This is a genomic window from Bradyrhizobium sp. SZCCHNR1093 (genome assembly GCF_032381175.1).
In the GTDB taxonomy this organism is placed as follows: Bacteria; Pseudomonadota; Alphaproteobacteria; order Rhizobiales; family Xanthobacteraceae; genus Bradyrhizobium.
The window spans coordinates 137,956-160,602 of record NZ_JAUHJJ010000006.1 but is presented as its reverse complement, the minus strand read 5'-3'; the positions used below and the strand labels follow the sequence as shown (position 1 = coordinate 160,602).

The following is a 22,647-nucleotide window of genomic DNA, read 5'->3' as shown; positions in this document are numbered from 1 at the left end:
GTAAGGGGAGCCGTAGCCGCCCCTTGCGGTCCTGATGCCCCGGTGGCTAAACAGTCGCAGGGGTGGCGTCAATGGCCTCCGAAACGACCGGAATATCAATTTATGTCTCATGGCCGGAAGATTGCGGTGATAGGCCTTGGCTATGTCGGCCTGCCGGTCGCGGCTGCGTTCGCGCGGACAGGCTGCCCGGCGATCGGGTTCGATATCGATGCGGCCCGCGTCGCAGAGCTGAAGGACGCCAGGGATCGGACCTGCGAGGTCGATGCGGGCGATCTGCGGCGGCCGGGCCTGCGCTTCACCAGCGAGCCGGCCGATATCGAGACTGCCGATTTCTTCATCGTCACGGTTCCGACCCCGATCGACAGCGCACGTCGGCCCGATCTGGGCGCCATGCTGGCCGCGACGCGCGCCGTTGGCGCCGTTCTGAAGCCCGGCGACATCGTCGTCTATGAGTCGACCGTCTACCCGGGCGCCGTCGAGGAAGACTGCGTCCCGTTGCTGGAGAGCTGCTCGGGCCTGAAGGCGGGGGCCGATTTCAACGTCGGCTATTCGCCGGAGCGCATCAATCCCGGTGACAAGACGCATCGCTTCGAGACCATCACCAAGGTCGTCTCGGCACAGAACCCGCAGACGCTCGAGATCGTGGCGGCCGTCTATGGCTCGGTCGTCACGGCCGGCATCCATCGCGCGCCCTCGATCAAGGTCGCCGAGGCGGCCAAGGTGATCGAGAACACCCAGCGCGATCTCAATATCGCCTTCATGAATGAGCTGTCGCTGATCTTCCAGGCGCTCGAGATCGATACCGGCGACGTGCTCGCAGCCGCCGCCACCAAGTGGAACTTCCTGCCCTTCACGCCCGGCCTCGTCGGCGGCCACTGCATCGGCGTCGATCCCTATTACCTCACCTATCGCGCCGAGAAGGCGGGCTACCATCCCGAGGTCATCCTGGCGGGCCGCCGCATCAACGACGAGATGGGCCGGCGCATTGCGCGCGAATGCATTCGCGGGCTGCTGCGGCGGAAGGGCCGGGGGGGCGTCGTCACCATTCTCGGCATGACGTTCAAGGAGAATGTGCCGGACATCCGCAATTCGCGGGTGATCGACATCATCAGCGAATTGCAGTCGTTCGGCGTCGAGGTGCAGATCGCCGATCCCCTCGCCGATGCAGCGGCGGTGCACGAGGAGTATGGCATCGGCCTGACGGCGATCGAGGCGCTGCGCCCAGCCGACGCGGTGGTGTTGGCCGTGTCGCACGATCAGTATCTCGCCGGAGGCTGGGCTCTTGTGCAGGGCCTGCTGCGCGAGGAGAGCGGCCTCGTGCTCGACGTCAAGATGAAGCTCGACCGCGCGAGCAAACCCGCCGCCATCGAACTGTGGCGACCCTGACGGAGCGACCATGGCAGATCATCCCATCCTCGTGACCGGCGCCGCCGGCTTCATCGGATTTCACCTGACGCAGCGGCTGCTCGCCGAGGGACGGCAGGTGGTCGGCATCGACAACATCAACGCCTATTACGATCCGAAGCTGAAGGAGGCGCGGCTCGACCTTCTGAAGGCGGCGCCCGGCTTCACCTTTCACAAGCTCGACCTCGTCGACCGTGCCGGCATCAAGGCGCTGTTTGCCCAGCATCGCTTTCCCGCCGTGGTGCATCTCGCGGCCCAGGCCGGCGTGCGCTACTCGCTGGAAAATCCGCACGCCTATGTCGATGCCAATCTCGAGGGCTTCATCAACGTCCTCGAGGGTTGCCGCCATCATGACTGCGAGCATCTGCTGTTCGCATCGTCCTCATCGGTCTATGGCGCCAACACCAAGCTGCCGTTCTCGGTCAAGGACAATGTCGATCATCCGATCAGCCTCTATGCGGCAAGCAAGAAGGCGAACGAGCTGATGGCGCATTCCTACAGTCATCTCTACCGCCTGCCGGCCACCGGGCTGCGCTTCTTCACCGTCTACGGCCCCTGGGGCCGTCCCGACATGGCGATGTTCCTCTTTGCCAGGGCCATCCTCGCCGGGCAGCCGGTCAAGCTGTTCAATCAAGGCCGGATGCGGCGTGATTTTACCTATGTCGACGACATCGTGCAGGCCATCGTCCGCCTGATCGGCCGCCCGCCCCAGGGAAACCCGGATTGGGATGGAAACAGGCCCGATCCGTCGAGCAGCCGGGCGCCATGGCGGATTTACAATATCGGCAACAATCATCCCGAACAGCTGATGGACGTGATAACACTACTAGAGAAGGAGTTCGGGCGGCCGGCCATCAGGGAGATGCTGCCGATGCAGCCCGGCGACGTCGAGGCGACCTATGCTGATGTCAGCGACCTCGAACGCGACATCGGCTTCCGGCCGGCGACCTCGATCGCCGACGGCATCGGACGTTTTGCGAAATGGTACCGCGACTATCACCGAATTTAACGGGTTGATTCATGACCGGACGCATCATTCCTCTCATCATGTGCGGCGGCGCTGGGACCCGGCTGTGGCCGGCATCGCGGGAGGTTCGCCCGAAGCAGTTCCTGCCGCTGTTCGGCACCCGTTCCACGTTCCAGGACACGCTGCTGCGCGTATCCGATGCCGACTTGTTCGAGCGGCCGATCATCATCACCAACCTGGCCTATCGCTTCATGGTGCTGGAGCAACTGGCCGAGATCGGCATCGAGGCCGACGTCCTGCTGGAGCCGATGCGGCGTGATTCAGGCCCGGCCATCGCAGCCGGAGCCGCCTTCGCCCAGTCGCGCCATCAGGACGCTGTCGTGCTGGCACTCGCGGCCGATCACGTCGTTCGCGACACCGCGGCCTTCCTCGCGGCGTGCCGGCAGGGGCTCGCTGCCGCCGAGGCCGGCCGCATCGTCACCTTCGGCGTCAATCCAGAGCGCGCGGCCACCGAATATGGCTATATCAGCCCGGGTGCATCGGTATCCGGGGAAGTGCGGGCCGTCGCAAAATTCGTCGAGAAGCCGGATCAGCCGACCGCCGAGCGCTACATCCGCGAGGGCTATCTCTGGAACAGCGGCAACTTCATGTTCCGCGCGTCGGTCCTGCTCGATGAATACCGCAAGTTCGATGCGGGCAGCGTGCAGACGGTGATCGACGCTGTCTCCAAGGCCGGCCGCGACCTCGGTTTCATCATCCTGGATTCCGATGCCTTCGCGGCGGCCAAGCCGATCTCGATCGACTATGCCGTGATGGAAAAGACCGGACGTGCCGCCGTGGTGGCGGTGTCGTGCGGCTGGTCTGACGTCGGCTCCTGGCACGCGGTCTGGGAACTGTCCGACAAGGACGGGCAGGGCAATGCCGCGCGCGGCACCGCCGTGTTCGAGGATTCCCGCAACTGCAACGTGGTCACCGACAAGGCGCTGGTCGCGCTCGAAGGCGTCGACGATCTGGTCGTGGTGGCGGCGCAGGATGCCGTGCTGGTGTCGCGCCAGCGCGATGCCAACGGCTTGAAGCGGCTGGTCGCGAAGCTCAAGACCGTGGCGCCCGAAGTGACCGAGGCGCACATCAAGGTGCACCGGCCCTGGGGCAGCTATCAGTCGGTCGACAATGGCGAGCGTCATCAGGTCAAGCGCATCATCGTCAAGCCTGGCCAGCGCCTGTCGCTGCAGAAGCACTATCACCGGTCCGAGCACTGGATCGTGGTGCGCGGCGCGGCGCGGGTCACCGTGAACGAGACCGTCAAGACCGTGCATGAGAACGAATCGATCTACATTCCGATGGGCGCGGTGCACCGGCTGGAGAACCCGGGCAAGATCCTGCTGGAGCTGATCGAGGTCCAGACCGGGTCCTATCTCGGCGAGGATGACATCATCCGCATCGAGGACGATTACCGCCGCGAGTAGGGCGGGTCTCGCCTCGAATCACGCGAGCCGTGCTAGACAGCCCCGGACGTCGTCCGCCGGAGAGCTTCGTTGCAAAGCACGATCGGATCGCGCGCGTTCCAGAATGCGCGCCTGCAGAAGAAGAATCGCAAGCAGGCCGATAGCCTGCTGCCGAAGGCCGTCGAGGCCTACCGGGCGGGCCGGCATGCCGATGCCCAGGCCATCTGCGGACAGGCTCTGGCCCTCGTGCCCGATCATTTCGACGCCTTGCACCTTCTCGGCGCCTCCGCGCTCGATAGCGGCCGGCTCGACCTCGCCGAGCAGGCCCTGACCCGCGCGGTCGCCGTGGAGCCGCGCAATGCCGAGGCCCTGGCCAATCTCGGCCTGGTGCTGTTCAGCATGAAGCGCTACGAGGAGGCGCGCGCGGTACAGGAGCGCGCCGTTGCGCTCAAGCCCAATTTTGCCGCGGCGCTGACGAGCCTCGGCAACACCCTGATGAACATGCAGCTGTTCGCGCAGGCGATCGAGATGCATGACCGCGCCATCGCCCTCAAGCCGGACTTTGCCGACGCTTATTGCAATCGCGGCATGGCGCAACTGCTCCTGCTGCGCAACGAAGAGGCCAAACAGAGTTTCGACCGCGCCTTGGCGCTGGCGCCGCGGCACATGCAGGCGACGTTCGGCAAGGGACTGGTCAGCGTCAATCTGCGGCATCTCGAGCAGGCGCTCGCTGCCTTCAACGCGGCGCTCGCCATGAAGCCGGGGACGGCGGCGGTCATCGCGCAGCGTGGCCGTCTCTACGTGCAGATGGGACGGTTCGCCGAGGCCGAGGCCGATTTCGATGCTGCGCTGGCGACCGACCCCGGGCTGGAGGCGGCGCTGCTCGGCAAGGCCCATGTCTGCGTGCTCACCGAGCGGATCGCGCCGGCCATGGTGGCCTGCAAGCGGGTGCTTGAGCAGAATCCGGCGTCGGAGGTGGCGCTGATCTGGCTCGGCACGTGCCTCGCAAAGCAGGGCGATACCGCCGGCGCCATCCAGCACTTCGACCGCGCCCTCGAGATCAAGCCGGATTTCGAGGATGCGATCATGAAGAAGATCTTCGCGCTCGATTTCTATCCCGGCGCCGACGTGGCCGTGCATCAGGCTGTCCGCCGCGAATGGTGGGAGCGGATCGGCGCGCATATCCCGCAGCGCCAGCTTGCCGCCATCGACCGCGATCCGGATCGCCGCATCACGGTCGGTTACGTGTCGTCCGACTTCCGCAGCCATTCGGCCGCGCTGACCTTCCTTCCGGTGCTGCGCCATCACGACCACGCGGCATTCAAGGTCATCTGCTACTCGTGCTCGCCGCTGGTCGATTCCGTGACGGAACAGTGCAAGGTCGCGGCCGACGGCTGGGTCGACGGCTCTCAATTGTCCGACGATGAGTTGGCCGATCGCATCCAGGCCGACCAGGTCGACATTCTGGTCGATCTCTCCGGCCACTCGGCCGGCAATCGTCTCACCGTGTTTGCCCGCAAGCCGGCGCCGATCCAGGTCACCGCGTGGGGCAACGCGACCGGCACCGGATTGCCCACCATGGACTACTTCTTTGCCGATCCGGTCACGGTGCCATCGGCGGTGCGGCCGCTGTTCGCCGAACAGGTCTACGATCTCCCGGCGCTGATCACGACGGATCCGCTGCCGGGAGCGCAGGCGACGCCGCTGCCGATGCTGCGCAACGGCCACGTCACGTTTGGTGTCTTCAACCGCGTCGACAAGATCTCCGACGAGGTGCTGAGGGTCTGGTCGGCGCTGCTCCAAGCGTTGCCGGACGCCCGCATCGTCATCAAGAACGGCGCGCTGGAGGACGCATTCCTGCGCGACACGCTGATCGCCCGCTTCGCCGCGCACGGCGTCAACGAGAGCCGCCTCACCTGTCTCGGCGCCTCGATGCGCCACGAGCACATCGCAGCGTTCGCCAACATCGACATCTCGCTCGATCCGTTCCCGCAGAATGGTGGCGTCAGCACTTGGGAATCGCTGCAGGCCGGCGTGCCCGTGGTCGCCAAGCTCGGCAGCAGCGCGGCGTCGCGGGCCGGCGGCGCGATCGTCAAGGCGATCGGGCTCGACGACTGGGTGGCCGAGGACGACGAGGGGTACATTGCGATCGCCCTGAAACACGCGGCGCGGCCGGCCGAGCTCGCTCAGCTCCGTGCGGAGCTGCCGACGCGGGTGGCCAACTCGGCCGCCGGCAATGTCGAGACCTACACGCGCAAGGTCGAGGAGGGGTATCGCCAGTTCTGGCGCCGCTATTGCGCCACTGGCGGCTGAGGCCCATCCGTCGCGGCCTGAAGCAAGGTCGCGCGTGAACAAGCCCGATATGTAGTTCCACGCGTTATTCGGAGGCCGTCTTTGGCAAGCGATGTCGGTTCCCGCGCGTTTCAGAATGCGAGGTTGCAGAAGAAGCATCGCAAGCAGGCCGATGCGCTGATGCCCGCGGCCGTCGCCGCCTATCGCGGCGGTCGCCGTGCCGAAGCCCAGGCGATCTGCAGCCAGATCCTGGCGCTGCTGCCCGATCATTTCGATGCCCTGCACCTGCTCGGCGTGACGGCGCTGGACGGTGGCCAAATTGATCTCGCTTCGCAGGCGCTCACCAAAGCCGTCGAGATCGAGCCGCGACATGCCGAGGCGCTCTCCAATCTCGGCCTCGCGCTGTTCAACCGCAAGCGCTTCGAGGAGGCGCGCAAATACCAGGAGCGGGCGATTGCGCTGAAGCCGACCCTCGTGGTCGCGCAGACGGGTCTCGGCAACACGCTGATGCGCCTCGGCCTGCCGGACGAGGCGATTGCGGCGCATGACCGCGCGATCGCGCTGAAGCCCGACTATGCCGACGCCTATTGCAACCGCGGCATGGCGCTGCTTCCGCTCGGTCGCAACGCCGAGGCCAATCAGAGCTTCGATCGCGCACTGTCGCTCAATCCGCGCCACATGGAGGCGATGTTCGGCAAGGGGCTGGCGAGCATCAACCTGCGTCATCACACCGAGGCGCTCGCGGCCTTCGATGCCGCGCTTGCCGTCAAGCCCGGTGCGCCGCAGGTGCTGGCGCAGCGCGGCCGGCTGCATCAGATGGCCGGCCGTTTCGACCAGGCGAAGGCGGACTACGAGGCGGCGCTGGCGCATGATCCGATGCTGGAGATGGCGCTGCTCGGCAAGGCCCAGCTCGGCCACTTCAAGGACGTCGCCCAATCCGTCGATGCCTGCCGCAAGGTGCTGGAGCGGAATCCGCGCTCCGAGGAGGCCTGGTTGTGGCTCGGCATCTGCTACGCCAAGCAGGGCGAGGTCGTTGCGGCCGTCGAGCATTTCGATCGCGCTCTTGAAATCAGGCCCGATTTTGCCGAGGCCATGACTGCGAAGATTTTCACGCTCGAGTTCATGCCGGAGGCCGACTTTGCGCTCCAGCAGGCGGCACGGCGCGAATGGTGGCAGCGGATCGGCGCCAACGTCCCGCGCCGGCCAGCGTCGAAGCGCGATCTCGACCCGGAGCGGCGTCTGACGATCGGCTACGTCTCCTCCGACTTCCGGAATCATTCGGCCGCGCTGACATTCCTGCCGGTGCTCAGGCATCGCGACCCGCAGAATTTCGCAGTCGCCTGCTACGCCTGCTCGCCGGTGCAGGATGCCGTCACGGCGCAATTCCGTGCCTGCGCCGATCTCTGGGTCGACGTCGCGCAGATGTCGGACGACGAGCTCGCCGACCGCATCGACGCCGACGGCGTCGATATCCTGGTCGATCTCTCCGGCCACTCCGCCGGCAATCGCCTGCCGCTGTTTGCCCGCAAGCCCGCCCCGGTCCAGGTCACGGCCTGGGGCAGCGGCACCGGCACGGGGCTGCCGACGATCGACTACTTCCTGGCCGATCCGGTCACGGTGCCCGCAACGGTGCGTCATCTGTTCGCCGAGCAGGTCCATGACCTGCCGGCGGTGATCACCACTGAAGCGCTGCCGGACATCGCGCCGACACCGCTGCCGATGCTCCGCAATGGCTTTGTGAGCTTCGGCGTGTTCAATCGGTTGGACAAGATCTCCGATCCTGCGCTGATCGTCTGGACACGGATCATGCAGCAGCTGCCGGACTCGCGCATCGTGATCAAGAGCAGCTCGCTCGATGATCCCCTGTTGCGTGACCGTCTCCTGGCGCGCTTCGCCGCGCAAGGCGTCGCGCCGGAGCGCGTGGTCTGTCTCGGCTGGTCGACGCGCGAGCAGCAGATCGCGCAGTTTGCCGAGGTCGACATCTCGCTCGATCCGTTTCCGCAGAATGGCGGCGTCAGCACCTGGGAGTCGCTGCAGGCCGGCGTGCCGGTCATCGCCAGGCTCGGACGCAGCGCGGCGTCGCGCGCCGCGGCGGCGATCGTCACGGCGGTCGGGCTCGGCGAGTTCGTCGCCGAAGACGACGACGGGTATGTCGCGCTCGCCGCGAAGTGGGCCTCGAAGCCGGCTGAGCTGGCGAAGCTGCGGACCGCGCTGCCGGCGATGGTCGCGGGCTCGGCCGCGGGCAATGTCGAGACCTACACGCGCAAGGTCGAGGAGGGCTACCGCCTGTTCTGGCGTCGCCATTGCGCCAGCGCCGGCTAGTCTTTGTGTCGCGGCATCCGGTGGTGCCGCACGTGATGTCACTGCGTTCCCGCGATCTGCACGCCGCCCGTGGAGGCAAGTCTCTTGACAAGCAATGTCGGCTCTCGCGCCTTCCAGAATGCGAGACTGCAGAAGAAGCATCGCAAGCAGGCTGACGAGCTCATGCCGCGCGCCGTGGCGGCGTATCGTGCCGGCCGTCACGCCGAGGCGCAGGCGATCTGCAGACAGATCCTGGCGCTGCTGCCCGATCATTTCGATGCGTTGCACCTGCTCGGCGTCACGGCGCTCGACGGCGGCCAGCCCGATCTCGCCGAGCAGGCCCTGACCAAGGCGGTCGAGATCGAGCCGCGGCATGCCGAGGCGCTCTCCAATCTCGGCCTCGCGCTGTTCAACCGCAAACGCTTCGAGGACGCGCGCAAATGCCAGGAGCGGGCGATTGCGCTGAAGCCGAATCTGCTCGTGGCGCTCACGGGTCTCGGCAACACGCTGATGCGCCTGGGGCGGCCGGAGGAGGCGATCGCCGCGCATGACCGGGCGATCGCGCTCAAGCCGGACTATGCCGACGCCTATTGCAATCGCGGCATGGCGCTGCTTCCGCTCGGTCGCAACACGGAGGCCAATCAGAGCTTCGATCGCGCGTTGTCGCTCAATCCGCGCCACATGGAGGCGATGTTCGGCAAGGGGCTGGCGAGCATCAACCTGCGCCATTCCGATGAGGCGCTGGCGGCCTTCGACGCTGCCCTCGCCATCAAGCCCAACGCCGCGCAAGTGCTGGCACAGCGCGGCCGGCTGCATCAGCAGGCCGGACGTTTCGACAAGGCGATGCCCGATTTCGAGGCCGCGCTGGCGCTCGATCCGCGACAGGAGGTGGCGCTGCTCGGCTTCGCGCAGCTCAGTGTGATCAGGGACAACATCGCGCCGGCTATGGACGCTTGCCGCAAGGTGCTGGAGATCAATCCCGCGTCCGAGGTCGCCTGGACCTGGCTCGGCGAATGCTTCTGCAAGGAGGGCGATCTCACGACCGCCCTGCAGCACTTCGAGCGCGCGCTCGCGCTCAAGCCCGACTATGGCGATGCGATCACCGCCAGGATCTTCCTGCTCGACTTCATGCCAGACACCGATTTCGCCCAGCACCAGGCGGCGAGACGCGAATGGTGGACCACGATCGGCAGCCAGGTCGCGCGCCGTCCGCCGCCGGTGCGGGATCGTGATCCGGAGCGGCGCCTGACGATCGGCTATGTCTCGTCCGACTTCCGCAGCCATTCGGCGGCGCTGGTGTTCCTGCCGGTGCTGCGTCATCACAACCACGCCGCGTTCGAGGTGATCTGCTACTCCTGCTCGCCGCTGCGCGATACGATGACGGACCAGTGCCGCGCGGCCGCCGACCTCTGGGTCGACGCCTGGCAGATGTCGGACGAGGAGCTGAGCGATCGCATCGAGGCCGATCAGGTCGATATCCTCGTCGATCTCTCCGGCCATTCCGCCGGCAACCGGCTGCCGGTGTTCGCGCGCAAGCCGGCGCCGGTCCAGGTCACGGCCTGGGGCAGCGGCACCGGCACCGGCCTCCCCACGATCGACTACTTCTTCGCCGATCCGGTGACCGTGCCCGAAGCTGCACGTCATCTGTTCGCCGAGCAGGTCTACGACCTGCCGGCCGTGATCACCACCGATCCCTTGCAGGGATGGCAGCCGACGCCACTGCCGATGCTGCGCAACGGTTACATCACCTTCGGCGTCTTCAACCGGATCGACAAGATCTCCGAGCCTGCGCTCGCGCTCTGGTCGCGCCTGATGGGCGCGCTGCCGGACTCGCGGATCGTCATCAAGAACGGCGCGCTCGATGAACCCTTGCTGCGCGACGGCCTCGTCGCGCGGTTCGTGGCGCATGGCATCGCGCAGGAGCGCATCACCTGCCTCGGCCTGTCGACGCGCGATCTGCACATCGCGCAGTTCGCAGGCATCGACATGTCGCTCGATCCGTTTCCGCAGAATGGCGGCGTCAGCACCTGGGAGTCGCTGCAGGCCGGCGTCCCCGTGATCGCGAAGCTCGGCCACGGCGCGGCAGCGCGCGCGGCAGCCGCCATCAACACGGCGGTCGGGCTCGGCGACTTCGTGGCCGAGGACGACGACGGCTACATCGGTCTCGCCCTGAAGCAGGCCGCGCAGCCTGCGGCTCTCGCGAAGCTGCGCGCGGAGCTGCCGGCGATGGTTGCCCGCTCCGCCGCCGGCAATGTCGAGACCTACACGCGCAAGGTGGAGGAGGGCTACCGCCTGTTCTGGCGCCGCACCTGCGCGTCCGCCTGACAGGCGGTCGAAGCTATAGCCGCGCGGCACCGACGATGCGCCCCTCCGGGCTTTCGAGCAGCACGGCCGCATCCTCGCCCTCCGGCATCGGCTCGGTGAGGCGCAGCGCCGTGCCGCTCCAATCGCCGAGCGTGCGCACCGAGCGCACCACGTTCAGCTCCTCCAGCGTGCGGCCGTCATTCTCGCCGCGGCGGATCGCCGTCTCATGCCGATGATCGAAGCCGACCAGCACGACGCGTCCACGTCCTTCACCGCCGCCGACCTCGACCGCGAGCTTGTCGCCATCGCGTGCGAGCTTGACCGGCGCCGCCGTCGCGCTCGCGCCCCTGGCGCGATCGATCGCGGCTCCCACCTCGGCCCTGTTGGAGCCGACATGACCCGTCACCCCGTCGACGACGATCTCCGGCGTGTAGGAGCCGTCGCCGAAGCGGCTGCCGTAGCGGGCCTGGCGATCGGTGGCGGCCGGCAATGAGAACGGGTCCTTCCAGCCCAGCCGGTCCCAATAGGTGACGTGAAAGGCCAGCGGCAGCACGTCGCGGCGCTGCCGCACCAGCTCGTTCAGATAGGCATTTGCAGGCGGGCAGGAGGAGCAGCCCTGCGAGGTGAAGAGCTCGATGACGACAGGCCGATCCACGGCGGCAGCCGACGGCGACCACGGGGTAAGCGAGGCGAGCAGCACGGCGAAGGATGAGGCGTAGCGGAGCGAGGCGAGGCTGAGGGTCATGGGTGTTCTCCCGCGATGTGACGTGATCTCCTTCGCTGGCGGGATCCACCGCGTTACCTCCGGCTGCGGCCAACACGCAGGCGTGAAGGCGCCGCAACCGTTCTGTCCGCGGCCTGTCGTGACGCGTGAACAGGGCACTTGCCACACGTGAAGGGCATCGCGCACGCCGTTCAAAAGACAGCGGTTTTCGTCCGAACCCGATGTAACTTTCTGAATCAAATCGTGTCCTGAAAAAGGTTTCCGCATTCGCCTCGCTTCAACCGGCATGCTAGGAGAGCTTCGACCGGTGATTTGCAGTTCGTTAACCGTCATGGCCAATCCGTGACGTCGCAATCCGGGGACATTGATGGGGTCGATGACATGAGTTCCAAGGGGGCGGGCCACAAGGCCGAGCTGAGGCAGGCGCTGCGAGTCGGCGTCATCGGAGCCGGCGTGATGGGCAGCAACCATGCCCGCGTGCTCGCCGGACTGCCCGATGTGCACTTGGTCGGCGTGGTCGATCCGCTGCCCGCCCATCGCAACCGCGTCACCGAGCTTGCGAACTGCCCGACCTTCGAGACGCTCGATGAACTCGTCGCCGAGGGCGTCGACGCGGTGACCGTCGCGGCTCCGACGCATCTGCATCACGAGCTCGCGCTCGCCTGCATCGCCCGCAAGGTGCACCTGATGGTCGAGAAGCCGATCGCCTCGACGGTGGACGAGGGCAGGGAGATCGTCTCGGCCGCGCATCGCGCCGGCGTCACCCTGATGATCGGTCATGTCGAGCGCTTCAACCCGGCGGTGGCCGCGATCAAGAAGGCGATCGCCGGCGAGGACCTGCTGTCGATCGCGATCACCCGCGTCGGCCCGTTCCCGCCGCGCATGTCCAATGTCGGCGTCGTCATCGATCTCGCCGTGCATGACATCGACCTCATCCGCTGGTTCACCGAGTCCGACATCATCGAGGTGCAGCCGCAACTGTCGAGTGCGGTGGCGGAGCGCGAGGACATCGCGCTCCTGCAGTTCCGCACCGCCTCCGGCGTGCTCGCCCACATCAACACCAACTGGCTGACGCCGTTCAAGGCGCGCAACGTCACCGTGGCGACGCGGGGCAAGTACATCATGGGCGATCTGCTGACGCGCCAGGTCACCGAGTGCTTCGGCTTCAAGCCGGATGGTAGCTACTCGATGCGCCATCTCCCGGTCGGCCATGACGAGCCGCTGCGCGCCGAGCTGATCGCGTTCCTGCACGCGGTGCGCTCGGGCACGGCGCCCGCGGTCACCGGCGACGAGGGCGTCGCGAGTCTGGCGATCGCCACGCAGTGCCTGGAGACCTCGAGCCATCGTCCCGCCGAGGCGGCTGCTACCAAGCGTCGCGCCGTGGCCGGCTAGCCGGCCACGCCTCCGCTTCACCCTCTTTTCTCGATCCGAACATGTGTCAGAGCTCATGAACCAGCACCTGCGCCATCAGCCCATTCCGTTCATCGACACCGCCGCGCAGCGCCAGCGGCTCGGCAAGTCGCTCGATGAGGCGGTCGCCCGCGTGCTCGCGCACTGCCAGTTTCTCGGCGGCCCCGAAATCATCCAGCTCGAGAAGGAGCTGGCTGAATTCTGCGGCGCCAAATACGCGGTGAGCTGCTCCAGCGGCACCGACGCGCTGCTGATGGTGCTGATGGCCCAGGGCATCGGCCCGGGCGATGCCGTGCTGTGCCCGTCTTTCACCTTCTGCGCGACCGGCGAAGCCGTGGCGCTGACCGGCGCCACGCCGGTGTTCGTCGACGTGCTGGAGGACACCTTCAACATCGATCCGGCCTCGCTCCACCGCGGCATCGCAACCGCCAAGCGGCTCGGTCTCAAGCCGAAGGCGGTCATCCCGGTCGACCTGTTCGGACAGAGCGCGGACCACGATGCGGTCGCCGCGATCGCTGGGGACGAAGGCCTGTTCGTGCTCGACGACGCCGCGCAGGGTTTCGGCGCCAGCTACAAGGGCCGCCGCATCGGCACCTTCGGGCTGGCGACCGCCACCAGCTTCTATCCGGCCAAGCCGCTCGGCTGCTTCGGCGACGGCGGTGCCATCCTCACCGACGATGCCGGCCTCCTGGAGCGCCTGCGCAGCGTGCGCGCCCATGGCGGCGGCAGCGACAAATACGACAACGTCCGCCTCGGCCTCACCGCGCGGCTCGACACCATCCAGGCCGCGGTCCTGATCGAGAAGCTCAGGATCTTCGAGGACGAGATCGTCGCGCGCAACAAGGTGGCCGAGCGCTACACGGCCGCGCTGGCCGACGTCGTGAAGGTGCCGCGCCTCGCCGAGGGCTGCACCTCGGTCTGGGCGCAATACACCATCCGCCTGCCCAAGGGCATCGACCGCGACACCTTCGCCGCGGCGCTGAAGGCGCAGGGCATTCCGACCGCGATCTACTATCCGAAGTCGATGCATCAGCAGACCGCCTACCGCATCTTCCCCAGCGCCGATGGCGGCCTGCCGGTCAGCGAGCAGCTCTCCGCCGACGTCATCAGCCTGCCGATGCACGCCTATCTCGACGAGCCGACCCAGGCTCGCATCATCGACGTCGTCCGCGGCGCACTTCAGGGCTGAGGCATAAGGCATCGTTGACGTCACGCCGCTTGCAGCGGCGCGGCTCACAGCCCCGGCGGGCGGTCTGCCCCGCCGACAGTCCCAACCAACACTGTCGTCCCGGCGAACGCCGGGACCCATACCGCGTGATCTCCGAAACGGGCAGGCGGCCCGTTCCGCGCACCCCACCAGCTGCACAGCGTATGGATCCCGGATCTGCGCCCGCCGCCGCTTCGCGTCGGCCGGCTTGTCCGGGATGACAGCGGAGTGGGAAGCGCGCCTCTCGCCTCCCCACCGGCGTCGCACGTGCTGACGCGGGATCGGCATATTCACCGTCATTGCGAGCGAAGCGACTTGTCCGCCATAGCCCGAAGGGCGACGGCGGAAGCGATCCAGAGTCCCCATGCGCGACTCTGGATTGCTTCGTCGCTTGCGCTCCTCGCAATGACGGCGGTGAGACATGACTCCGCTCTCTCGCGGCGCATCTTCGCGTCCGAGCTTTGCCGATGGACCCACCCTCTCCTCGAAGAGGGCACGGGGAATGCCGGGCGCTGGCCGCACCCATGGCCCGCCTGCGGAAAAAAATGCAGGCGGCAGGTACCACAGGTTCAGCCGAGACATCCCGGCATTCCCCGCGCGATGGTTGGAACGGCTGCTTCGCGTTCTCCCCGGTGCTCCGGGCTTTTTGGCCACCGTCATCGGCACTGCGCCTTTGCGCATCAGCACCGACTTGGCATCAGCGTCGGGATGCCAGGACCACGCGACTTGACCGTGCGCATCGATGTCGTTCGTCGGCATGGCGAACCACGCTGCAACATCGACACACCCACCGCATCCCGCCTCAACGTCCGTGACGACCGCGAAGCGCCCCTCTGATCGAAGCGGGACGGCGGCATACAATCATGATTTCTGGTAAAAAGAAAGATAATCTTTTTCAGAGAAGGGCTGAATAGGGATATGCGTTTGAACTGGCTCGCGAAATGAGTTTTCGGCGCGGCCGGTTAGCGGAGCGTAATCCGCCGTCATGGCATGCCTAATATTGCGCGCAAAAATGTGTGAGCTGGTTACGTCCGCATACCACTGTCGACGATATGGACGATGACGCGACATTTATTGGTGTTCGCAACGAGCGTGGCGGATTACGCTCCGCTACTAACTAATCCGGCCTACGGGCCTGAACGGCCTTATCTTCTTCCATGTTGTCCATTACTCTGCGTACGTCATGCTTACTGCACCAATGATTGCGACCAAAGCTGTCAGCAAACCCGACCCTAACGCACTTGTGGCTGAACCAGTCAATTTGCCGTGGAAAATACGAACTGAACGATTCGCCAACAATAATCTTTTTTGGTAGCCCTCCGCTGAACGGTCCGATGCTATGGTCTAGCCGTTGGGGCGATGGGGAAGCAAACGGGCGCAATATGCAGATCGCCATGTGCGAAAACCTGCTGCAAGCGGGGACAGGTTTCCAGCCGGCGCCCGCTGGCCCCAGAAATCCATGCTAGCCGTTGCTTCAAGCGGGACGGGGGGCGCGCGACAGGGCGCCGCATTTTGGCCGCACGCGGCAAGAACGGACGTTCCGCTTCAAACTCCCCGCCCAATGCTCTAGAAGCCCCCCATGCTCGGACGCATTTTCACGGTCGGCGGCTATACGCTGCTGTCTCGGCTCACCGGCTTTGCCCGCGACATCATGCTGGCGGCGATTCTTGGCGCCGGGCCGGTGGCCGACGCCTTCTTCATTGCGTTCCGGCTGCCCAACCATTTCCGGGCGATCTTCGCCGAGGGCGCGTTCAACGCCGCCTTTGTGCCGGCCTATGCGCATGTCCATGGCGAGAAGGGGCCGGTCTCGGCGAGCCTGTTTGCCGACCGCATCTTCACGCTGCTGCTGGCCTCGCAGATCGTGCTCTTGATCCTGGCCTGGGTGTTCATGCCGCAGGCGATGACGATCCTGGCGCCCGGCTTCACCGACGATCCGGTGCAGCGGGACCTGGCGATCACGCTGACGCGGATCACCTTTCCCTACCTGCTGCTGATCACGCTGGTGACGCTGTATGGCGGCATGCTCAACGTGATGCAGCGCTTCGCCAGCGCGGCGGCGGCGTCCATCTTCCTTAATCTCGCAATGATGGCGACCTTGGCGCTGGCGGCGTTCTTTCCCGGCGTCGGTCATGCCGCCGCCTGGGGCGTGCTGATCTCCGGCTTCCTGCAATATGTCCTGCTCGCCGGCGATCTCGCCCGCCATGGCGGGCTGCCGCGCTTTGCGCCGCTCAAGCTCGACGATGACATCCGCGCCTTCTTCAAGGCGCTCGGTCCCGCAACGCTCGGCTCGATGGGCACGCAGGTCGCGATGTTCGCCGACACCATCATCGCGACGTTCCTGCCGGCAGGCGCGATCTCGGCGCTGTATTACGCCGATCGTCTCAACCAGCTGCCGATCGGCGTCATCGGCATCGCCATCGGCACGGTGCTGCTGCCGGAGATGTCGCGGCGGCTGACGGCGAATGACCAAGAGGGCGCCATGGAGCAGCAGCGCCGCGCCTTCGAGTTCACATTGCTGTTCTCGGTGCCGTTCGTCGCCGCGTTCCTCGCCGTGCCCGACGTGATTACGCGGGCGATGTTCGCGCGCGGCGCCTTCACCAAGGGCGATGCGGCGGCGGCGGGGGCGACGCTCGCCGCCTATGCCGTGGGGCTCATTCCGTTCGTGATGATTCGCAGCGCGGTCTCGACCTTCTATGCGCGCAAGGACACCGCCACACCGGTGAAGGCTTCGCTCACGGGGCTGACCGCCAACGTCGTGCTCAAGGTGCTGCTGATGGGCTCGCTCGCGCAGGTCGGTCTTGCGCTGGCGACGGCTGTCGGCGCGTGGATCAACCTGCTGCTGGTGCTCGGCTTCGCCGTGCACAAGGGTTATCTGCGTTTCGATCGGCGGCTCACCATGTCGCTGATGAAATTTGCTGGAACTGGCGTGGTGCTCGCGGCAACGTTGTGGGCGACGGCCTTCGTGGCATCGACCCATCTCGCATCGCTCGGCCGCATGCAGGATGAAGCCGTTCTCGGTCTGCTGATCATCGTCGGCGCCGTCATTTATGCGGGCGCCATTCTCGTTCTGTTCGGCCCGCGCTGGCTCAAGGCGCTGGTGCGGCGCTGAGGTTTGCGCTGCAGCATCGCTTGCTGGCATGCCTGCCGAGAGTTGACCGCGCGTGTTGCGGCGCCGGCCATATGGCGTTTGCGCGAGTCCTCGTTCCGCTGCAATATGCCGTCCAATAGTTGCGACAATGCAAGCGGGAAGTGAAACCAGATGGCAGCTCCTATCAAGTTCGGCGTCGGACAAGGCGTTCTCCGGAAAGAGGACGACGCGCTGATTCGCGGCAAGGGCCGCTACACCGATGATCTGGCGCCGGCTGCCGCCTTGCATGCCCTGGTGCTGCGCTCGCCGCAGGCCCATGCCAAGTTCACCATCGACGTCACCCAGGCGCGGCTCTTGCCGGGCGTGGCGCTGATTCTGACCGCCGCCGACACCGCGGAGCTCGGTGGGCTGCCCTGCCTGTTCAACCTCGAAACCGATCCGTTCACCGCGCCGCCTTATCCGATCCTTGCCAAGGACGAGGTGCGCCATGTCGGCGATGCCATCGCCTTCGTCGTTGCCGATACGCTCGATCACGCGCGCGACGCGCTGGAGGCGATCAAGGTCGAATGGACGACCTTGCCGGCAGTCACCGGCGTCGTGAATGCGATCAAGCCGGATGCGCCGCAGGTGTGGGCCGAGCACAAGGGCAACGTCCTGTTCGACGTTGCGATCGGCGACAAGGCCGCGGTCGAGGCCGCCTTTGCGAAAGCGCATGCGGTCGCCGAGATCCGCATCGTCAATCCGCGCGTGGTGGCGAGCTTCATGGAGACGCGTGCCGCGGTCTGCGAATACGACACCAAGCGCGACCATCTGACGCTGACGGCGGGCAGCCAGGGCAGCCACCGCCTGCGCGACATTCTCTGCCAGAACGTGCTGAAGATCCCGACCGAGAAGATGCGGGTGATCTGCCCCGATGTCGGCGGCGGCTTCGGCACCAAGCTGTTTCCCTACCGGGAATATGCGCTGCTCGCGGTCGCCGCGCAGCGGCTGCGCAAGTCGGTGCGCTGGGCCGCCGACCGCTCGGAGCATTTCATGGGCGACGCGCAGGGCCGCGACAACGTCACCACCGCGAAGATGGCGCTCGCCGAGGACGGCAAGTTCCTCGCGATGGACGTCGACCTGATGGGCGACATGGGCGCCTATCTCTCGACCTTCGCGCCCTATATCCCGCATGGCGGCGCCGGCATGCTGCCGGGGCTCTACGACATCCAGGCCTTCCACTGCCGGGTGCGCACGATCTTCACCCATACCGTGCCGGTCGACGCCTATCGCGGCGCGGGCCGCCCCGAGGCGGCCTATGTCATCGAGCGTCTGGTCGATGCCTGCGCACGCAAGCTCGACATGAGCGTCGATGCGATCAGGCGCAAGAACTTCATTCCGCCGCGCGCGCTGCCCTACAAGACCGCGACCGGCAAGGTCTACGATTCCGGCGACTTCAACGCGCATCTCAAGCGCGCGATGGAGATCGCGCAGTGGAAGGAGTTTCCGAAGCGCGCCAAGGCCGCCAAGAAGCACGGGCTGATCCGCGGCATCGGGCTCGCGAGCTATGTCGAGGTCTGCGGCACCATGGGCGAGGAGACCGCCAATGTGCGGCTCGATCCCAATGGTGACGTCACCATCCTGATCGGCACGCAGTCGAGCGGGCAGGGCCACCAGACCGCCTATGCCCAGATCGTCGCCGAGCAGTTCGGCCTGCCGCCGGAGCGCGTCCACATCCACCAGGGCGACACGGCCGAAATCGCGACCGGCCTCGGCACTGGCGGCTCGGCCTCGATTCCCTCCGGCGGCGTCAGCGTGCAGCGCGCCACCCATGAGCTCGGCGACAAGCTCAAGCAGATCGCCGCCGAAGCGCTCGAGGCCGGCCTCGGCGATCTCGAGATCGCGGACGGCGTGATCCGCGTCGCCGGCACCGACCGTGCGATCTCGTTCGCCGATCTCGCCAAGCGTCCGGGCACAGATCCCGCCAAGCTCAACGGCAGTGCCACCTTCGCCAGCGCCGACGGCACCTATCCGAACGGCACGCATGTGGCCGAGGTCGAGATCGATCCGGCGACCGGGATCATCAAAATCGTCAACTACGTCATCGTCGACGATTTCGGCGTGACGCTGAATCCGCTGCTGCTGGCCGGCCAGGTGCATGGCGGTGCGGTGCAGGGCATCGGTCAGGCGCTGATGGAGCAGGTGGTCTACAGCAACTCCGACGCTCAGCTCGTCACCGGCAGCTTCATGGACTACGCGCTGCCGCGTGCCGCCGACGCGCCGTCCTTTACCTTCGAGACCCACAACGTGCCCTGCAAGACCAATCCGATGGGTGTCAAGGGCGCGGGCGAGGCGGGCGCGATCGGCTCCTGCCCGGCTGTGGTCAATGCGATCGTCGAAGCGCTCTGGCGCGAGTACAAGATCGATCACATCGACATGCCGGCGACCCCGGAGCGCGTCTGGATTGCGATCCGGGAGCAGCATCGCCGTCATAGTCTCTGAGTACTCTCCCTCCGTAGCCTCTCCGATATCCGCCTCAATTCCGGAATAATCCGCGGGCTGAGGGGTTGATCTAACCGAGCGACCCGTTCAGGTGGGCTGGACGGGATTGTGACAACAAAGGAGCGAATTGATGAAGCGGACTGTCGTGGCTGTCGCAGCTTTGCTGCTAGGGGCGGGCGCCGTGATGGCACAGCAGGATCTGGTCAAGCATAGCCAGGACACGATGAAGGCCAACGCCAAGAACCTCGGCGGTGTTCTCATCGCCATGGTGAAGGGCGAGAAGCCGTACGACCAGGCCGCGGTCAATGCCGCTCTGGCGCAGCTCGACGAGACGGCCAAGAAGCTGCCGACGATGTATCCCGCCAGCGTCAAGGGCGCGAAGTTCGAGGGCGACTACAGCCCGTCGCCGAAGATCTGGGAAGACCATGCCGGCTTCAAGACCAAGATCGACAGCTTCGCCAAGGTGGTCACCGAGGCCAAGGCGAAGATCAAGGATCTCGACAGCCTGAAGGCGACCGCGCCGGCGATCGGCAAGGAGTGCGGCGGTTGCCACGAGACCTTCCGGCTCAAGGCCAGCTGACCTGATGTGATCTCATGCGAGGGGCGAACGCGTGCTGCGCGTTCGCCCCGTTTGTTTGTGCGCCCGAGCGTCCTGTCGTATCGATCGCCGCCGACGCCTTGGAGCTTGCGGCGAAAACCACGACATCCTCCCCGCCGTGACGGAGCGACCATGTTGCGACGCCTTCTGCTTGCTGTCTGTGTGCTCGGTGCCGCGGGCCTTGCGGTATTCTGGTGGCTGACGAGCCCGTCGACCGTGGTGCTCGCGGCGGCGACACGGGCGCCTGATCTCGCCAATGGCCAGGAGATGTTCAACATTGGCGGCTGCGCGTCATGCCATGCCGTCCCGAACCAGCCGGATCGACTGAAGCTCGGCGGCGGGCTGCCGCTGACCTCGCCGTTCGGCACGTTCTACGCGCCCAACATCTCGCCCGATCCTACTGACGGCATTGGGCGCTGGAGCGAGGCCGAGTTCGTCAATGCGGTGGTGAGGGGCGTGTCGCCGGGCGGCAGCCACTACTACCCGGCGTTTCCCTATCCCTCCTACGCGGCCGCGAAGATCGACGACGTCCGCGATCTCTTCGCCTACATGAAGACGCTGCCGCCGGTCGCCGGGGCCTCGCGCGCGCACGACATGCCATTCCCGTTCAACATCCGCCGCACCGTCGGGGTCTGGAAGCTCTTGTTCTTCGGTGACAAGCTCTTTGCCGCCAACGCCTCGCGCCCGGCGGAGTGGAATCGCGGCGCCTATCTGGTCAATACGTTCGGCCATTGCGCCGAATGCCACAGCCCGCGCAATGCGCTCGGCGGCATCGTCTCGGCGCAGCGTCTGGCGGGTGGGCCCGATCCGGAAGGTCAGGGCTTCGTGCCGAACATCACCCAGAAGGGCCTATCGGACTGGAGCGAGAGCGACATCAGCTATTTCCTCGAGACCGGACAGCTGCCCGACGGCGACAGCGCCGGCGGCTCGATGGCGCGGGTGATCCGCAACACCTCGCAGCTCACGCCCGAGGATCGCAAGGCGATGGCGGTGTATCTGAAATCGCTGCCGCCGGTCGAAGGCCCGCCGAAGCCGAAGAAGCCCGCGGGCTGATCAGTTCGGCCGGTGCGCAACGCGGATCAGATCGGCTTGAAGCTGCCGTCGCTCTGGATCACCGTCAGCGACACCGGCGGTGGATTCTCCTTGCGCGCGTTGCCGAAGCTGACCACCAGCCCGCCGATGTCGAACTGGCCGACCTCGTTGATGATGCGCAGCAGCTCGGCGCGGGTCGGGTTAGGCCCGGTCATCGCCAGGGCGCGGGCCACCAGGCGGCCGGTGATGTAGCCCTCGAGCCCGATGAAGTCCGGCGTCTGGCTCGGATCGAGCGTCTTCATCGCGGCCTGATAGTCGGCGACGATGCGGAGGTCGGTGTCCCACGGAAACGGCACCACCTCGGAGACGATGACGCCGCGGCCTTCCGGGCCGAGCTCCTTGGCGAGCGCGTTGCCGCCGACGAAGGAGACCGCCGTGAAGGTCGGGTTGAAGCCGCTGCGATGCGCCATCTTGATGAACTCGGCGCACGGGCCGTAGGTGCCGACCAGGATCACCGCTTCCGGCTCCGCGCGCCGGATGACCTTGAGCGCCGCGCCGACCGCGCGCGTGTTGCGCTCGAACGTGCCTTCGGCCGCGAGCTCGAGGCCGCGGCGATCGAGATGTGTCTTCACGCCGGCCAGCACGTCGCGGCCGAACGCGTCATCCTGATAGAAGATCGCGATCCGGGTCAGGTGAAGCTCTTCGGTGAGGTACTTGATCGAGGCTTCTGCCTCGGCCGCGTAGCTCGCGCGGATGTTCACGATGTTCTGGAATTCGGGCGCCCGCAGGAATTCGGCGCCCGAGATCGGCCCGATGAAGGGGACGTCGTTCGACGCCGCGATCGGAGCGGTGGCCATCGCGGTCGGCGTGCCGACGGCGCCGATCAGCGCGAACACCTTATCCTCGTAGATCAGCTTGATGGTCTCGACCACCGAACGATCGGGATCGTAGCCGTCGTTGCGGCTCGCCAGCTTGAGCCTGCGTCCGTAGACGCCGCCCTTGGCGTTGAGCTCGTTGAAGGCCGCCAGCAGTCCCTGGCGCGCCGCCTGGCCCAGCGCGGCCGACGGGCCTTCCAGCGCCGCCACCTGGCCGAACATGATGGAGTCGTTGGTGACGCCGAGCTCGTCGGCGCGCGCAGGCCCGGGCGGGAGCACGCCGGCGATCAGGATGAGAACGATGGAGATCCGAAGGCTTGAAAACCAGTTCATTGCGATCTTCGATGCACGGGTACGCTGGATGACAACTCAGTCTAGGCGTGTTGAATGAAGACCTCGCTAAGGACGTGGCCCGCGCTTGATCGCGTTTTGGGTGGCCCTCAACAGTCAGCCGTTAACCAAGCCCCGGTTTCTGGTACTCCACAACGGATCATCTTTGACCGTCCTTAACTTACCGCG

Annotated in this window: 14 protein-coding genes; 12 read left to right on the top strand and 2 right to left on the bottom strand. The window is 66.2% G+C overall.

Features of this window, described 5'->3' with window-relative positions:
* The first annotated feature begins 102 nt into the window (after positions 1–102).
* The 6 genes from QX070_RS20770 to QX070_RS20745 all read left to right on the top strand — a co-directional run bounded on the left by QX070_RS20770 (position 103) and on the right by QX070_RS20745 (position 10,734).
* Positions 103–1,386 carry a nucleotide sugar dehydrogenase gene (locus QX070_RS20770; protein ID WP_315738888.1) on the top strand — a complete coding sequence of 428 codons (1,284 nt, stop codon included), beginning with the start codon at positions 103–105 and terminating at the stop codon, positions 1,384–1,386.
* A 10-nt stretch (positions 1,387–1,396) separates the two neighbouring features.
* Positions 1,397–2,413 carry an NAD-dependent epimerase gene (locus QX070_RS20765; protein ID WP_315738887.1) on the top strand — a complete coding sequence of 339 codons (1,017 nt, stop codon included), beginning with the start codon at positions 1,397–1,399 and terminating at the stop codon, positions 2,411–2,413.
* A gap of 11 nt (positions 2,414–2,424) precedes the next feature.
* Positions 2,425–3,837 carry a mannose-1-phosphate guanylyltransferase/mannose-6-phosphate isomerase gene (locus tag QX070_RS20760; RefSeq protein ID WP_315738886.1) on the top strand — a complete coding sequence of 471 codons (1,413 nt, stop codon included), beginning with the start codon at positions 2,425–2,427 and terminating at the stop codon, positions 3,835–3,837.
* Positions 3,838–3,906: 69 nt separating this feature from the next.
* Positions 3,907–6,129: a tetratricopeptide repeat protein gene (locus tag QX070_RS20755; protein WP_315738885.1), complete on the top strand. Its 2,223-nt coding sequence runs from the start codon at positions 3,907–3,909 to the stop codon at positions 6,127–6,129.
* Positions 6,130–6,210: 81 nt separating this feature from the next.
* Positions 6,211–8,430 carry a tetratricopeptide repeat protein gene (locus tag QX070_RS20750; protein ID WP_315738884.1) on the top strand — a complete coding sequence of 740 codons (2,220 nt, stop codon included), beginning with the start codon at positions 6,211–6,213 and terminating at the stop codon, positions 8,428–8,430.
* An 84-nt stretch (positions 8,431–8,514) separates the two neighbouring features.
* Positions 8,515–10,734 (top strand): tetratricopeptide repeat protein, encoded by a 2,220-nt coding sequence (locus tag QX070_RS20745; protein ID WP_315738883.1) that lies wholly within the window; start codon positions 8,515–8,517, stop codon positions 10,732–10,734.
* Positions 10,735–10,747: 13 nt separating this feature from the next.
* Here the strand turns inward: QX070_RS20745 and QX070_RS20740 are convergent, their stop codons facing one another.
* Positions 10,748–11,458, bottom strand: a complete 711-nt coding sequence (locus QX070_RS20740; RefSeq protein ID WP_315738882.1) for a DUF1223 domain-containing protein — start codon at positions 11,456–11,458, stop codon at positions 10,748–10,750.
* 360 nt (positions 11,459–11,818) lie between these two features.
* Here QX070_RS20740 and QX070_RS20735 point away from each other — a divergent pair, with 360 nt between their 5' ends.
* The 6 genes from QX070_RS20735 to QX070_RS20710 all read left to right on the top strand — a co-directional run bounded on the left by QX070_RS20735 (position 11,819) and on the right by QX070_RS20710 (position 21,274).
* The gene (locus tag QX070_RS20735; RefSeq protein WP_315738881.1) at positions 11,819–12,829 is read left to right on the top strand and encodes a Gfo/Idh/MocA family oxidoreductase; all 1,011 of its coding nucleotides are present in this window, start codon (positions 11,819–11,821) and stop codon (positions 12,827–12,829) included.
* A 55-nt stretch (positions 12,830–12,884) separates the two neighbouring features.
* Positions 12,885–14,036, top strand: coding sequence for a DegT/DnrJ/EryC1/StrS family aminotransferase (locus QX070_RS20730; protein ID WP_315738880.1), 1,152 nt, complete (start codon positions 12,885–12,887; stop codon positions 14,034–14,036).
* Between the two features lie 1,597 nt (positions 14,037–15,633).
* The gene (gene murJ / locus QX070_RS20725) at positions 15,634–17,163 is read left to right on the top strand and encodes a murein biosynthesis integral membrane protein MurJ (RefSeq protein WP_315738879.1); all 1,530 of its coding nucleotides are present in this window, start codon (positions 15,634–15,636) and stop codon (positions 17,161–17,163) included.
* Between the two features lie 150 nt (positions 17,164–17,313).
* Positions 17,314–19,623 (top strand): xanthine dehydrogenase family protein molybdopterin-binding subunit, encoded by a 2,310-nt coding sequence (locus QX070_RS20720; RefSeq protein WP_315738878.1) that lies wholly within the window; start codon positions 17,314–17,316, stop codon positions 19,621–19,623.
* Between the two features lie 130 nt (positions 19,624–19,753).
* A complete protein-coding gene (locus QX070_RS20715; RefSeq protein ID WP_315738876.1) occupies positions 19,754–20,203 on the top strand; it encodes a cytochrome c in 450 nt (149 codons plus the stop codon).
* Between the two features lie 150 nt (positions 20,204–20,353).
* Positions 20,354–21,274 (top strand): cytochrome c, encoded by a 921-nt coding sequence (locus QX070_RS20710; protein WP_315738875.1) that lies wholly within the window; start codon positions 20,354–20,356, stop codon positions 21,272–21,274.
* Positions 21,275–21,300: 26 nt separating this feature from the next.
* Here the strand turns inward: QX070_RS20710 and QX070_RS20705 are convergent, their stop codons facing one another.
* On the bottom strand, positions 21,301–22,461 hold the full coding sequence (locus QX070_RS20705; RefSeq protein ID WP_315738874.1) for an ABC transporter substrate-binding protein: 1,161 nt from the start codon (positions 22,459–22,461) through the stop codon (positions 21,301–21,303).
* Positions 22,462–22,647 lie beyond the last annotated feature (186 nt).

Coding starts and splice junctions, on each gene's coding strand:
- QX070_RS20760 (WP_315738886.1), top strand. CDS start 2,425: ATGACCGGACGCATCATTCCTCTCATCATGTGCGGCGGCGCTGGGACC.
- QX070_RS20770 (WP_315738888.1), top strand. CDS start 103: ATGTCTCATGGCCGGAAGATTGCGGTGATAGGCCTTGGCTATGTCGGC.
- QX070_RS20710 (WP_315738875.1), top strand. CDS start 20,354: ATGTTGCGACGCCTTCTGCTTGCTGTCTGTGTGCTCGGTGCCGCGGGC.
- QX070_RS20730 (WP_315738880.1), top strand. CDS start 12,885: ATGAACCAGCACCTGCGCCATCAGCCCATTCCGTTCATCGACACCGCC.
- QX070_RS20735 (WP_315738881.1), top strand. CDS start 11,819: ATGAGTTCCAAGGGGGCGGGCCACAAGGCCGAGCTGAGGCAGGCGCTG.
- QX070_RS20765 (WP_315738887.1), top strand. CDS start 1,397: ATGGCAGATCATCCCATCCTCGTGACCGGCGCCGCCGGCTTCATCGGA.
- QX070_RS20705 (WP_315738874.1), bottom strand. CDS start 22,461: ATGAACTGGTTTTCAAGCCTTCGGATCTCCATCGTTCTCATCCTGATC.
- QX070_RS20720 (WP_315738878.1), top strand. CDS start 17,314: ATGGCAGCTCCTATCAAGTTCGGCGTCGGACAAGGCGTTCTCCGGAAA.
- QX070_RS20715 (WP_315738876.1), top strand. CDS start 19,754: ATGAAGCGGACTGTCGTGGCTGTCGCAGCTTTGCTGCTAGGGGCGGGC.
- murJ (WP_315738879.1), top strand. CDS start 15,634: ATGCTCGGACGCATTTTCACGGTCGGCGGCTATACGCTGCTGTCTCGG.
- QX070_RS20740 (WP_315738882.1), bottom strand. CDS start 11,458: ATGACCCTCAGCCTCGCCTCGCTCCGCTACGCCTCATCCTTCGCCGTG.